General features: G+C 43.2%; 9 protein-coding genes. 7 read left to right on the plus strand and 2 right to left on the minus strand.

What is annotated here, in order from left to right; translation table 11 throughout:
- Positions 1–43: 43 nt before the first annotated feature.
- Positions 44–2,080 (plus strand): carboxy terminal-processing peptidase, encoded by a 2,037-nt coding sequence (locus QY309_06955; GenBank protein WKZ61215.1) that lies wholly within the window; start codon positions 44–46, stop codon positions 2,078–2,080.
- Between the two features lie 78 nt (positions 2,081–2,158).
- Here the strand turns inward: QY309_06955 and QY309_06960 are convergent, their stop codons facing one another.
- Complete coding sequence (locus QY309_06960) at positions 2,159–5,251, minus strand: hypothetical protein (GenBank protein ID WKZ61216.1); 3,093 nt, start codon at positions 5,249–5,251, stop codon at positions 2,159–2,161.
- Between the two features lie 77 nt (positions 5,252–5,328).
- Positions 5,329–6,078: an outer membrane lipoprotein-sorting protein gene (locus QY309_06965; GenBank protein WKZ61217.1), complete on the minus strand. Its 750-nt coding sequence runs from the start codon at positions 6,076–6,078 to the stop codon at positions 5,329–5,331.
- A 167-nt stretch (positions 6,079–6,245) separates the two neighbouring features.
- On the opposite strand from QY309_06965, the gene QY309_06970 reads away from it, so the two are divergent.
- The 6 genes from QY309_06970 (at position 6,246) to ligD (ending at position 15,423) form a co-directional block, all read left to right on the plus strand.
- Positions 6,246–9,335 (plus strand): ATP-binding cassette domain-containing protein, encoded by a 3,090-nt coding sequence (locus QY309_06970; protein WKZ61218.1) that lies wholly within the window; start codon positions 6,246–6,248, stop codon positions 9,333–9,335.
- Between the two features lie 39 nt (positions 9,336–9,374).
- Positions 9,375–9,836: a hypothetical protein gene (locus tag QY309_06975; protein WKZ61219.1), complete on the plus strand. Its 462-nt coding sequence runs from the start codon at positions 9,375–9,377 to the stop codon at positions 9,834–9,836.
- A gap of 68 nt (positions 9,837–9,904) precedes the next feature.
- Positions 9,905–10,807 (plus strand): histone deacetylase, encoded by a 903-nt coding sequence (locus QY309_06980; protein WKZ61220.1) that lies wholly within the window; start codon positions 9,905–9,907, stop codon positions 10,805–10,807.
- A 2-nt stretch (positions 10,808–10,809) separates the two neighbouring features.
- Positions 10,810–11,547, plus strand: coding sequence for a DUF4184 family protein (locus QY309_06985; GenBank protein ID WKZ61221.1), 738 nt, complete (start codon positions 10,810–10,812; stop codon positions 11,545–11,547).
- Positions 11,548–11,583: 36 nt separating this feature from the next.
- Positions 11,584–13,101: an MFS transporter gene (locus tag QY309_06990; protein WKZ61222.1), complete on the plus strand. Its 1,518-nt coding sequence runs from the start codon at positions 11,584–11,586 to the stop codon at positions 13,099–13,101.
- Positions 13,102–15,423: a non-homologous end-joining DNA ligase gene (ligD, locus tag QY309_06995; GenBank protein ID WKZ61223.1), complete on the plus strand. Its 2,322-nt coding sequence runs from the start codon at positions 13,102–13,104 to the stop codon at positions 15,421–15,423.
- Positions 15,424–15,471 lie beyond the last annotated feature (48 nt).

The following is a 15,471-nucleotide window of genomic DNA, read 5'->3' on the forward strand; positions in this document are numbered from 1 at the left end:
TTTGCCTGTATTTCCGTATACATGATAATAAACTGATTAAAGAATGAGCATAATGAAGCGTTTTGGATTGTTGGTTGGGTTGGTTTTGATAGTTGGGGCTCACGCACGTGCTGTACCCGATTCTGTTTTTCAGATTAAGCCGGTTTATGGCAAACAGGTGCGCATTGTTACTTCGATTTTGGAAACCGGTCACTTCCGGAAACTGCCATTTAATGACTCACTATCATCCGTTGTTTTTGATGGCTACCTGTCTAGTTTGGATAACAGTAAGATCTATTTCCTGAAGTCGGATATTAGTGCTTTTGAGAAGTACAGGAATCAGTTAGATGATTTGGCTCGTGAAGAACGTGTTGAACCTGCATTTGAAATGTACCAGGTTTTTCAAAAGCGTTTTAATGAGCGGATGGAATATGTGATGACGCATCTGGTGGGGAAGGAGTTTGATTTTACGGCTGATGAGTATTATGAAACCAATCGGGAAAAGGCGCCCTGGCCGGCAAGTGTTAATGAACTGAATGCAATCTGGACTCAGATCATTAAGAATCAGGCGTTAAGTCTAAAACTAACAGGCAAAACACAAGCTGAAATTAAAGAGAATCTGGAAAAGCGTTACGAACGCTTTATTAAATCCATGAGTCAAACCAACAGCGATGATATTTTCAGCACTTACCTGAATACCATTGCTGAGTCATACGATCCGCACACCAATTATTTCTCTCCACGCACAGCCGATGTATTCAAACAAAACATGGCGCAGTCGTTTGAAGGGATTGGTGCCCGTCTTCAATCTGATAACGATTACACTAAAATTGCAGAAATACTTCCGGGCGGGCCAGCCGAAAAAAGTAAACTATTACATGCTAATGACCGCATTATTGGCGTGGCTCAAGGTGATGACGGAGAAATGGTAGATGTTATTGGCTGGCGATTGGATGAAGTTGTGAAACTGATCAAAGGCCCGAAGGGAACCCGCGTTCGGTTAAATATATTACCGGCAGAAGCTGGCGTTACAGGCCCTGCCGTAGTGATTACACTTGTTCGCGATAAAATTAAACTCGAAGACCTCACCGCTAAAAAGCAGGTGGTGGAGTACACGAAGGATGGCAAGCAGATGAAGCTTGGCGTTATCACCCTTCCCAGCTTTTATATGGATTGGGAAGCCTATCAAAAGGGTGATCCGAATTACAATAGCACCTCAAGCGATGTAAAGAAGCACATTCAGGAAATGCAAGCTCAGGGAATTAACGGCCTTGTGTTGGATTTACGAAACAATGGTGGCGGATCACTAAAGGAAGCCATAGACCTGACCGGTTTGTTTATTAAAAACGGTCCGGTAGTTCAGGTAAAAAATTCAATGAAGCGAACAGAAGTATTGGAGGATGAAGATAACTCGATCTTGTACAACGGCCCGCTTGTGGTGTTGATCAACCGGTTCAGTGCGTCAGCTTCAGAGATATTTGCAGGAGCTATTCAGGATTATGGTCGGGGTGTGGTTGTTGGCGAATCATCATACGGTAAAGGAACAGTGCAAACCATGGTGGAGTTGGACCGTTTTGTTCAGGATAAAGAACAGGCAGGTTCGCTTAAGCTTACCATTCAGAAATTTTATCGGGTTAACGGAAGCAGTACACAGCATCGGGGTGTGATTCCAGATATAAAACTCCCTTCAGCACTTGACCCCGATCAGTTCGGTGAGAGTTCAAGTCCGGCAGCTTTGCCTTGGGATGAAATCCGTGGAACGTTGTACCAGCGCACACCCTATATCAACAGCAAGGTACTTGCCGGGTTGACCAAGACTCATCAGGAGCGTTTGAAAACAGATGCCCAGTTGCTTGATCTGGTAACCCAAATTGAAGAGGCCAGAAAAAATCTTAACCAAACGAAAGTTTCGCTGAACGAATCCACTCGCAAAAAGGAGATGGAGGAGGCGGAGCGTAAAGTAAGCGCTACCCGAAATCCCGGAAACGTGCAACTGGATAAAGAAGGAAAGCCTGTAACCGGTTCGTTGAACATGGAGGATGAATATTTAAGGGAAGGATTATTGATCCTTTCTGATTTGATTACTTCAAGAATCGGATAACGTTCTCATGTTTATTATATGATGTAAAAAAATCGGGCTGCCAAATGGCGGCCCGATTTTTTTTAAGTGTTCTTGATGCTATGGTAGCTTTATGAATTCGGCAAATGGCTTCAATGAAACGGGTTCGAGTCCATTCTTAACAAGCAGGTTTTCCAGGTTTTTGCCATGCTTGGCTTTCAGTGAGGCAAATGTTCCTTTTGCTTTTTCGAAACGTTCTTCAAGTGCTTTCATATTCTCCAATTCAGCCGCAGATGGTGTGAAGAAAGAGTTGGCAACTTTTCCGTACAATTCACTCAAATCTTCGCGGAGTTGCGGATTTCCTGCACCTACATAATTATCTCCGGTAGTGATTAAAAGTATTTCCTTTAACTTCAACAGTTCATTTTCAAATACTGAATTGCTTTTACCTGCTTTAGCATTCTTATTTTTCAGCTTTTCAGATGCGCTCAATAATTCATCGACTTCATAAACCAAGTAAGCCAAATCTTCAGTCATTGCAAACAATTTACGAGTTGTAGAATGTTGGAGTTCACGATCTGAAGCTGACACACTGGACGAAGGAGAATATTGAACTGCAAGATCCGTTGTATATGTTTCTCTGCCTTTTTGGAGTACTACCTTATATGTTCCGGCTGTAGCACGAGGGGCTGTGAATCCTCCAGCTGCAAAAGTTTTTCCAGCAGCTGTTTTGGGTGCTTTTGTAGCATAATTCCATTGAATGATATTAATACCCTTTGATTTACCGGCATTAAGTTCGGTCACTTGATTTCCATCCTTATCCTGAATTTCAAGCGACATTTTCCCTATGGTATGACGTTTTTTTAGGTAATAGGTAATTTTGGCAGCTTGGCTGGCATTTGCGCCAACAAATTGTGTTTCGCTAGCTGTTCCTCCAAATCCATTTGCTTCGTGAATAATGGAAGGCTTTCGTGCGAAGAAGTGTAGCTCTTTGTTTAGCACTTCTTCATTTAATTCGCGAAGCGGACTTATATCATCAATAATAATAACTCCTCTTCCATGTGTTCCTAAAATCAGATCGTTTGTTTTTTTATGCAAGTCGATAAAATGAACGGAAACAGCAGGGACATTATTGGTGAACTTCATCCATGATTTACCACCATCCAGGGTTATGTATAATCCCATTTCGGTGCCAAGAAACAACAGGTTTTCGTTTACATAGTCCTCCTGAATGTTTCTGACGAAGGAAGTTACATCAGGACTTATAATGGATGTCCAGGTTGCACCATAGTCCGTTGTTTTATATGCATACGGTTTCATATCTCCCTGCTGATAACCGGTAAATACGGCATACGCATTACCCTTGCCAAAAACGCTGGCTTCAATGTGCCAACATGAAGTGTTTTTAGGCAAGCCCGGGATATTTGTTGTTACATTTTTCCAGGTTTTGCCACCATCGCGGGTTACTTGTACATTCCCGTCATCGGTGCCCGCCCAGATTACGTTCTCATCAAGTGGAGATTCAGTAATCGTAAAGATGGTGCAATGATTTTCTGCGCCCGAATTATCTTTTGACAATCCACCAGAGTCACCGGCATTTATTTTGGTTTTATCGTTAGTGGTTAGATCAGGAGAAATCTTCACCCACGTATCACCCATATCTTCCGACCGATGAACAAACTGGCTGCCCATATAGAAGCGATCGGGTTGATGCAAGCTTATCGCCATGGGCGAGTTCCAGTTGAATCTGAGTTTCGGATCACCCGGTGCCGCCAATGGCTGAATGGTTTTGTGTAAATCTTTTGCAGGGTCATATCGCCATACGTTTTGTGCTCCCTGCATTTCAGAGTAAATAATTTTTTTGGTTGGATGGCGGAGTACGCGGTATCCATCACCTACACCCACCACATTCCAATCGCGTGCCTCAACACCACCGGGTGATGAAGAGGGGCCATACCAGGATCCATTGTCTTGCAATCCGCCATACACGTTGTAAGGCTCTTCGTCATCAACACTGATCTGATAGAATTGCGAAACCGGAAGATTTTCAACGATTTCCATAGTCGTTCCGCCATCCCATGATCGGTAAATTCCGCCATCGGTTCCTACATACATCCGGTCTGAATTGTTGATATCAAAAACGATATCATGGATATCGGCATGCATCGGGCCCAGATTTTTGAAAGTCTTTCCTCCATCGCGGGAGATGGAACCATACAGCCCCGCCTTTACCACTACCTCGGGATTTTTAGGGTCAACAACAATACGTGAGAAGTAAAATGGCCTCACCACTAATCCAAAATCACCATTGATATGCTTCCAGGTTGCTCCGGCATCATCACTTCTGTACAAACCTTTATCCTTATCCTGCTCAGTTTCTAATACTGCGTAAATGATATTGGTATTTGACGGGGCCAATCCTATGGCTATTCTACCCAATTTACCCTTAGGGAAACCATTGTGGATTTTGTTCCATGTCTTACCGGCATCAGTACTTTTGTATAGGGCGCTGTTAAGGCCGCCAGAGTTAAATGACCAAGGTGTTCTTCTAACTTCCCAAAAGGATGCGTAGAGGGTATTCGGATTTTTGGAATCAATCACCAGATCGCTACATCCTGTGGTTCCGTTAATAAAAAGAATCTGTTGCCAGGTAGCACCCCCGTCAGTAGTTTTATACAACCCACGTTCATTGCTGTCACTCCATAGCGCACCTAATACGGCCACATATACTTCATTGGAGTTATTAGGGTTTACCTGGATGCCGGCAATGCGTTCTGACTTGTCAAAACCCATATGTTTCCAGGTGCTTCCTCCATCTGTAGATCTGTATAACCCGTCTCCAATCGATACACTGTTGCGTGTCCATGTTTCTCCGGTCCCCACCCATATGGTTTCGGGTTGCGATGGATCTAATGTTACTGCACCTATTGATTGACAATAGTCATCAAAAATTGAGTTGAATGTGGCTCCTCCATTACTACTCTTCCAAACACCACCACCTGCAGTTCCTGTATAGATGACTTTATCATTTGTAGGATGTGGTTCAAGATCTGTTATGCGTCCACTCATTATGGCGGGGCCAATATGGCGGGCTTTGATATCTCCAAAAAGCTCTTTGCCTTTTGAAACTGCATCTTGTGCTTCGGCAGAGATAGTTATGAACAGCAGCAATAAGATGATTAGTGTAATTGTATTTTTGGTTATCTGTTTCATTGTGTGAGAGTTAGTTTTAATTGGGAATAAAAATGGCTATACTATTAAGTATAGCCATTTGTGTTGCAGTTTAGCCGTTAATTCCCTTCAGGAAACTGGAAAGTTTTGCTATCGATGGTTGGATTCAATTCAATTTTGGTAATCTGAAGCGGTTGAGAACCCATATCCTTAACACCTTGGCCCATGGTAAATGGAAATAATAGACCATCAACTTCCTGATAATCGCTCATACTTGTTTGTGAAATCTTTCCTTTCATAGGTCCGCTTTTCACCTCTTGCTCAACTAACAGGGTAACATAATTTTCTGCATCAATGAAGTAGAAGGCTGTGTTTTCTTCCTTGTTACCATCTACCGTAATCGGCTTTCTGGTAAGCTTAATTTTGAAAGTCTCCGTTCCTTCAATCGTCTCTTTACCTAAAAGTTCAGCAGTGTATCCCTTTTCCTTATAGTTCAGGAAGGGGTCTGGAAAATCACCTATATTCACTTTAAAGTTTTCTGTTGTTTCAGCATCACTTTTCTCCGGTTTCATGGTCATAAAGTTAGTTGACCATAATGTATTGCCGTCAAATACATTTTGCCATCCAGTCATGCCCTGAACTGAAAATGAAACATACTGTCTGCCATCAGCGAGGGTTACTATTTCAAGGGGAATATCCATTCCACCTTGATTAACTTTAGCTGTCATTTTAATACCCTTTAACCCTTGAAGTTTTGCCTTTCCTCCCTGGGCTTCAAAGTATTTTTCTAAAATTTCATCGACAGTTTGAGCCTGAACTCCTGTACCGAGTATCAGAAGTAATAGAATTGATAGTAATTTAATTTTCATAGTATTTGGGTTGTTTTGGTCGATTAGTCGGGGTTGGTGTCTTGCTATTACACAACACAAAAAAATTAATACCGTTAAATCCTCAAGATCGATAAAATCGTTAAAATCTGCATTTTAATAGCTATTTTTAGCCAAAACCACGCACGCCTTATTCCGTATCCCGCGTTATGAGTGAAGAACTTCTGAAAGCCGTTATCCAACTCTTTGCCATTGTTGCCCGCGAACGGATTACCGATGATGAGCGGAATAACATCAAGGAATTTCTGGGGCTTCACTTGAATCGCGAGGCAATAAAATACTACCTCGACCTCTTTGATGAACTCGCCAAGGGACGGCAAGAGGACCCCAAACAGGATTTTTCAACAGTGGATGCGGAAACCGCTCAGTTCCTGGATGAATGGGCGAAGATCATGCAGATCAGCAAGCAGGTAAATCAGGCGCTTACCATGCAACAAAAGCTGGTGCTGATCATTAAAATTATTGAACTCGTATTTTCTGATGGTGAAATATCTGAACGGCAGGAGAACTTAATCTATTATATCGGTCAGGCCTTGAAGGTACCGCGCCACGATATCAATGAACTCAAAAGCTTTGTAACCGGGCAGGATATCGATGAACTCGCATCTAAGAATATCTTAATCATTGACGAAGGGTATGACGAGAATCCATATCCGGGCCCGCGCATTGTGGAAAAGAACCTGACTGGTTTGATTGCCATTTTGCGACTGTCTGATTCCTACTTTATTAAGTACCTGGGTATTTCGGTTGTTTACCTGAACAGCATCCACCTGAAAAGCCGTAAGATTGATGTGTTTCCTACCGGAAGCACCATTCGTGGTGATAAAATTGAACCGATTTATTACAGCGACATTATTGGGAAATTTCTGGCTGGTGAAGATCAGCAAAAGTTAACGTTTACAGCGGATCATATTTTTTATCATTTCAAATCAGGTAAGGCCGGTTTGCAAAATATAAACATTGCTGAAAAAGGAGGGAAGCTGATCGGCATTATGGGTGCCAGTGGATCGGGTAAGTCTACCTTGCTCAACGTGTTGAATGGCGCTGAAAAACCTTCCAGTGGCAGGGTGCAGGTAAACGGCATCGATATTCATGAGCGACCTGATGAAGTTCAAGGTATAGTCGGATATATTCCTCAGGATGATTTGTTGATGGAAGACCTGACGGTTTTTGAAAACCTGTACTATGCTGCGCGATTGTGTTTCGGGCAACTGCCCAAAGAGGAGTGTGCCGAACGCGTTGAAAAGGTATTGGTGCAATTGGGTTTGACTGAAATCAGAAACTTGAAAGTAGGGTCACCTCTTCAAAAAACCATAAGTGGCGGCCAACGCAAGCGACTTAATATTGGATTAGAGTTATTGCGCGAGCCAGCGATTCTGTTTGTTGATGAACCGACCTCAGGTCTTTCCTCGCGCGACAGTGAAAACATTATGGATTTGCTGAAGGAATTGTCTTTGCGCGGGAAGATGATTTTTGTAGTGATTCACCAGCCTTCATCCGACATTTTTAAAATGTTTGATACGTTACTGATTCTGGACGTGGGCGGGTTTCAGATTTATTACGGCAATCCGGTGGAGTCGGTGGTGTATTTCCGCGATATCATAAATGCGGCAAACAAATCGCAAGGTGCGTGCCCCGAATGTGGTAATATCAATCCCGAACAAGTTTTTAACATTATTGAAACGAAGGTTGTAAACGAATACGGCCGTCTTACGAATACACGAAAAATTTCTGCTGGTCAGTGGTATCAGTATTTCAAGCAACGGTTAAAAGTACCTAAGGTTGAACACCTGAAAGAACCGTTGCCGGTAGCACAGCACATTGCTACACGGCTGCAACAGATAAAGATTTTTGCCATACGCGATTCGCTCGCCAAGCTGGCCAATAAACAATACCTGACTATAAATTTATTGGAAGCTCCGGTGCTGGCCTTCTTCATTGCGTTTATGGTTAAATACTACAATGTGTTGGCGCGCGAAAATGCGTCATACACGTTTTACGATAATCAGAACATACCCGTGTTCTTTTTTATGAGTGTGGTGGTAGCCTTGTTCTTCGGCTTAACGGTAAGTGCTGAAGAGATATTCAAGGACCGGAAAATTCTGAAGCGTGAACAATTTCTTCACCTGAGCCGCACGAGTTATTTATTATCGAAGATTGCCGTATTGTTCACTATATCCGCTACTCAAACGTTACTGTTTATTATAATTGGTCATTTGATTTTGGAAATACCGCTAACGGAATTTCGGTATTGGTTTATTCTATTTTCAATTGCTTGTTTCGCCAACGTATTGGGTTTAAACATCTCCGCGTCCTTCAACAGTGCCGTTACCATTTATATTCTTATACCGATATTAATTATTCCTCAATTGTTGTTGAGTGGTGTAGTGATTGAGTTTGATAAGTTCAATCCGCGGGTAACCAAGCCCATTGGTGTTCCGCTAATGGGCAACATCATGGCATCCCGGTGGGCGTTTGAAGCCTATATGGTTACGCAATATCGGGATAACCCATTTGAGCAACAGTTTTATGAAATAGATAAGACATTGTCCCAAGCTGAATTCAAACGCGTTTTTTTAATTCCGGAGTTGGAGTCGAAGCTTTCATACTGCATAAACAACCGAAGCCAATGGCGAAACCCGAATGCCGAAGAACTAAGAACAGCGCTTGCTGTTCTTCAAAACGAAATCCGAAATGAATTGCTTGTTGCGGGTAATGGAAGTTATCAGGATGTGGACAAGCTGGCAATCGGTAAGTTTGATTCAACGGTGTATCAGAGCACGTCTCAATTTTTAAGTACAATGAAGCAACTTTATTTGCTTCGGCATAACCGTGCTATGGATGAGCGTGAGCAACTGGTGAATGACATGACATCCACGCCCGCTAAAATGGCGCAGTATGAAAGAATGCGAAACACCTATCAGAATAAGGCAGTGGCTGATGCGGTTCGAAACCTGAATACGATCAACCGAATAGTTGAGTATGATGGACAGCTGATTCAGCGGATTTATCCCATTTATCAGGATGAACATAAGCCCAGGTATTGGTTGGACTTTTCAGCAAACCTGTATCAACCAACCAAGCATTTTGCCGGGATGGTTATTGATACACTTTTTTTTAATGTGGCGGTAATCTGGAGCATGACATTGGTGCTGTACATTACGTTGTATTTTGATTTACTGAGAAAAATCATGTCGGTAATCGAAAACAGGCGGTACAGACGGGTTGAACGAAACTAAAATTTCCTATTTTTGCGCCACTTTAAAACCAATTCGATTATGAAAAAAGATTTCGTTACGTATTTCTCACTGGTTCTTTTTGCTTTTTTATTGGCATGTACGACTAAACAGGAGCAGGCAGAAACTGAAACTGCCGCAACTGAAGAAGATGCAGAATGGCCGTTGATGGATGAATTCCATATGGTGATGGCTGAAAGCTTTCATCCATTTAAAGATTCCGCGAACATTGACCCGGCTATCGCCAACGCTGCCGAGATGGCTTCTTTGGCTGAAACATGGGCAGGTGCCGAGCTTCCTTCAAAAGTAAATAACGATCAGGTGAAAGCTGATCTGCAAACCTTGAAAACAGAGACGGCTGCTTTTGCAGAACTGGTTAAAGGTGGTGATGTAGCTGCAATTGGTGCATCATTGACTAATCTGCACGATATTTTCCACAGACTTCAGGATGCCTGGTATAAAGGCAGTGAAGGTGGACATGATGATGGCGATCATAAGCACTAAAATCTCAAACGTATAGTGATGAAGCATCATTCAGAACCATCTGAGTGATGCTTTGTTTTTTAAGCGTTATGTTAAAAATTGCCTGGGCACCGAATTACGTGTTACCGCTTCCTCCTAATCATCGTTTTCCGATGAGCAAGTACGAAGTGTTGCCTCAGCAGTTGTTGCATGAAGGCACGGTGAGTGCTGATAGTTTCTTTGCACCGAGCCCGGCACCAGAATCGCTGATTACCCGCACGCATGATGAAATCTATTGGAAACGCCTTCAAGCACGTGAACTTTCTCCACAGGAAATCAGGCGCACCGGATTTCCACTCAGCCAGCAATTGGTTGATCGTGAGGTGATCATCATGCAAGGTACCGTTCAATGCACGCAGTATGCGCTGGAGTATGGTGTGTCTATGAATATTGCAGGTGGTACGCACCACGCCTTTACCAATCGGGGTGAAGGGTTTTGCCTGCTGAATGACATTGCCATAGCCGCGAATTATTTGTTGGATCAGCAACAAGCTTCAAAAATTCTTGTGGTTGATCTGGATGTTCATCAGGGAAACGGAACGGCACAAATTTTTAGAAATGAACCCCGGGTTTTTACATTTAGTATGCATGGCGCGAATAATTATCCGTTGCATAAGGAGCATTCTGATCTGGATATTGGTTTACCCGATGGTGTAACGGATTCGTTTTATCTGAAAACATTAGAAACTAACCTGAAGAATTTATCGGACACCGTTCAACCGGATTTCATTTTCTTTCAATCGGGCGTGGATATTCTGGATACCGATAAATTGGGTAAACTTTCCGTGACGCGGGAGGGATGCAAGCAACGCGACCGGATTGTTTTGGATGCTGCCAAGCGAAATAAGATCCCCTTGGTGGCCAGTATGGGTGGTGGTTATTCCGAAAATTTCCGCGACATTATTGAAGCGCACGCCAATACATATAGATTAGCACAAGAAATATTTTTTTAACGATGCCCTTTACCTTTTCTCATCCGGCTATCATTCTCCCGTTTGCCAAAATCCGATCTGTTTATATTTCTATGTCGTGTTTGGTGGTAGGCAGCATGACACCCGACTTCCAATATTTTCTACAAATGAAGTTGAAGGGAAGAATTATGCATACGTGGCATGGTGCTTTTTTGGTGGGTTTGCCGGTAGCCATTTTTTTGGTGTTGGTTTTTCACCTGGTGGTGAAGCGACCTCTCATCAATAATTTGCCTATCTATTTTCAGAGTCGTTTGCGCGATTTATATGACGTAAATTTTTTGAAAGAATTTCTGAAAAATTTCTTTGCCTATCTCATGTGTTTGCAAATCGGGGTGCTCTCGCATGTATTATGGGATAGCTTTACCCATGCCAATACCTACTTTGTTGAGCATATGGAGTTTCTTTCATGGAAAATCGATCATGAAATTTTTTCCGGCAGGCCACTCTTCAGGTATCTGCAGCACATCAGCACCGTGATTGGTGTTGTTGTTATTGCCTGGTATTTCCATGTCCTGCCAAAGCGAACGGATAACCTGAGTTCTGTGTCTTACGGGTATTGGTTGGTGATGACCGGATCGATGACGCTTACATTTATCATAAGATGGTCGTTCGGATTTCGTTTCTTCGGAGATGGTGTTGTTGCAGTGATCAGCAGCATGTTCATCGGATTTATTGTTGCAGGGTTAGTCTTTCATTCACCACGAAAACGTTTCATAGCTTAACTTTTTCAATTACTTTGCTGTAAATACGCCTTGTGCATGGAGTATATCAGCAATCGTAAAACCCTGTGGTCGGTCATTACCGCTTCTTCTGTCGGCACCTTAATTGAGTGGTACGATTTTTACATTTTCGGAAGCCTGGCCGTTATTCTTTCGGAGCAGTTTTTCCCACAGACCAATCCGACAGCAGCATTCTTGTCTACACTAGCCACCTTTGCAGCGGGCTTTATTGTGCGTCCCTTTGGCGCGCTGGTGTTCGGCCGGTTAGGGGATATAGTGGGCAGGAAGTATACCTTTTTGGTAACGCTTACGCTGATGGGCGCTTCAACCTTTGCCATTGGTTTGGTGCCGAACTATGAAAGTATTGGTATGGCGGCACCGTTAATTGTTTTGGTATTGCGACTGGTGCAAGGATTGGCTTTGGGGGGTGAATACGGTGGAGCAGCTACGTATGTTGCTGAGCATGCTCCGGCTGCAAAGCGGGGTTTTTATACCAGCTTCATTCAAACGACTGCTACGCTGGGTCTGTTTGTTTCGATTGGTGTAATCTTAGGTGTGCGTGAGTGGGTTGGTATTGAAGCCTTTTCAACTTGGGGTTGGCGTGTTCCATTTATTTTATCTGCCGTACTGGTAGCCATTTCCATCTACATCCGGCTGCGCATGCAGGAGTCGCCTTTGTTTGCGAAAATCAAATCGGAAGGAAAACTTTCGAATAATCCGATCAAAGAGAGCTTCACCAAGAAGGAAAATTTGTTGTTGGTGCTGCTGGCTTTGTTTGGTGCTACGGCCGGGCAAGGTGTGGTTTGGTACACCGGACAATTCTATGCACTCACCTTCATTCAAAAAACCTGCAACATTGAGTTTGTTCAATCTTATCACATCATTGCCATTGCGTTGTTGATCGGCACACCGTTGTTCATCTATTTTGGTTGGTGGTCGGACAAAGTGGGAAGAAAATACATCATGATGACCGGTTTGATACTGGCCGTTATCTGTTATCGACCTATTTACAGTAAAATGTATGCGCTGGCTGATTTGTCGGGTAAAACTGAAATTATTGAAAAGGAGAAATCAGAAATTTCGTACATAACTGATAACACAGACTCTATTAAAGTAATATCAAGCGTAGTTAATTTTACAGACGGATATCAGCTTTTTCAAAGCACAAATTATAATGCGGCCGATGAAGAATTGGGAACGACTAAACAAATTGTGTTAAGTGATGATGCAAAGCGAACGATGATTCTGCTGGTGCTCATTCAGGTTGTTTTTGTAACCATGGTTTACGGGCCGATTGCAGCTTTTCTGGTTGAATTGTTTCCTACGCGTATCCGCTATACGTCCATGTCGTTACCCTATCACATCGGCAACGGAATTTTTGGTGGTCTTACTCCGTTCATTGCTTCCAGCTTATATGAACTTAGTAAATCAGAAAATAATCCTTCTGGTGATGTACTGGCGGGTTTGTGGTATCCTATTGGAATAGCTGTGCTTTCGTTTGTCATCGGAATGATTTTTCTTCCCAGAAAAATAAAAGGTGAAGTTTTGGAAGAATAAATGGCTAAGAAATCACAGTGGACGCAAGTGGGGAAGCGCAAGTTGGAACTATCCAACCTTGACAAGATATTGTTTCCGGAAGATGGTATTGTGAAGGCGGAAGTCATTGCCTATTACCTGAAGATTGCACCCACCATTTTAAATCATATAAAAGGTCGTGCGCTAACATTAATCCGTTTTCCGGATGGAATTCATGGTGAAATGTTTTACCAGAAAAACCGGCCGGAGTGGGCACCCAAGTGGTTGGAGTTTGAACGACTCGGTAAAGAAGAAAAAGATTACATAATCGCCACAGAGCCCGCATCGTTGGTGTGGCTGGCAAACCTGGCATCGCTGGAATTGCATCAACTGCACAGCCGCAGGCCAAACTTTGAGTTTCCGGATTACATGGTGTTTGACCTTGATCCTCCGGAAGGATATTCCTTTGAGAAAATCGTTTCCCTGGCATTCCAATTAAAATCTCATGTTGAGTCTTTTGGGTATACCGCGTTTGTAAAAACTACCGGTGGAAAGGGTGTTCACATCTGTTGTCCATTGGAACCCAAGTTTGATTTTCACACCGTGTTTGAATCGGCACAACTCATTGCACAGCCGTTTGTGGATGCGAACGCAAAAGAGACTACACTTCATATCAAGAAAGATGCCCGAAAAGGTCGGGTGTTGATTGATATTTATCGCATCCGTTCAGGGCAAAGCATTGTGTCTCCTTACAGCTTGCGCGGACGGGTAGGTGCACCTGTCTCTATGCCGTTGAAGTGGGAAGAATTGGAGGTATTGGAAAGTCCGCTGGAGTACAACATGCACAACGCAATTGAAAAAGTATTAAATGATGGCGATGCCTGGGAAGGCATGGATGCGTTTGCGGTTGAATTGCATAATCATAGGAAGCGTGTGGTGGCTAAGGAGTTACCGGCTTCAAAGAAAAGAAAGACTCCCGCTCAACTTGAATCGTATGAAAAGAAACGCGACTTCAAAAAAACACCGGAGCCCGATGCACGGATTGTAGAAGGCGGTGGAAATAATTTTGTCATTCATCGGCATCATGCTTCACATCTTCATTATGACTTGCGACTGGAGCAGGATGGTGTATTGAAGTCGTGGGCGGTGCCGAAAGGTATGCCGCCTCATCCGGGTGTGAAGCGGTTGGCCGTTCAAACCGAAGATCACCCTATGAAATACTTGACGTTCGATGGCAAAATTCCAAAAGGACAATATGGGGGTGGCGATATGTGGATTTATGCCTTGGGTAAATACACCATCACCAAAGAAAAGAAAGATGGGTTTTATTTCAGACTGAGCAGCAAGGAATTGACAGGAGAGTATCGGATTTACCAGATTAAGCAAAAGGAATTTTTGCTGGAACGGGTGGATATTCCACAGGTTGATTTTTTGAAGGAAGAGATTGCTCCCATGTTATCGGATAGTGCCAACACATTACCTCAGAATAATGAGGAATATGTTTATGAAGTGAAGTGGGATGGCATTCGTGCATTAATTGCGTTAGAGGATGGACAACTTCGTATTCGCAGCCGGAACCAGAATGACATAACCAAGCAATTTCCTGAGTTGTTGATTCCGGATAAAGCCTTTCGGGCTACAAATGGATTGTTTGATGCGGAAATTGTTTGCCTGAATAAGCAGGGAAAACCGGAGTTCAAAAAAGTGATCAACCGGTTGATGGCTTCGGGTGAGACCAATATCAACAAGTTATCCAAGTCGAGCCCGGTTTACTGTTACATTTTCGATTGCCTGTATTTGGATGGAAGAAGTCTGATCAATGAACCGCTGTTGCAACGCAAAACCTGGTTGAAGGATGCCATCAAGAAGGATACACCTTATCGCGTAAGTGAGTGGATGGAAGATGGGGAAGGCTTGTTGGAGGCTGCCCGGGTGCATCAGCTGGAAGGCATTATGGCCAAGCGCAAGGATGGACGTTATTTTCCTGGCAGGCGAAGTGATTCCTGGTTGAAGATCAAGATCAGGAATACGGCAGAATGTGTGGTAATTGGATACAACCAGGGAAAAGGAAATCGAAAAGATGCCTTTGGCGGTTTACATCTCGCGCAATGGGAGGGTAAAACATTGGTTTATCGAGGAAAAGTAGGAACCGGTTTTGATGACGCCACCATCAAGGAAATTTTCTCACGAATAAAAAAATTAAAGGAAATCAAGAAACCTGTGGAAGGAAAAGTGCTCGATGAAAAAGTATCTACCTGGATAGAGCCCAAACTAATGCTTGAGGTAACCTACGCATCCCTCACCCCGGATAAAAACTTCAGGGAGCCGGTGTTTGTGCGGTTGCGTGAGGATTTAACGTTGTAGGCCTTATTAAGGTTGGCATTATGCCAACTTTTTGCTATCTTTGAATTC

It is taken from the genome of Cyclobacteriaceae bacterium (assembly GCA_030584025.1).
GTDB lineage: Bacteria > Bacteroidota > Bacteroidia > Cytophagales > Cyclobacteriaceae > UBA2336.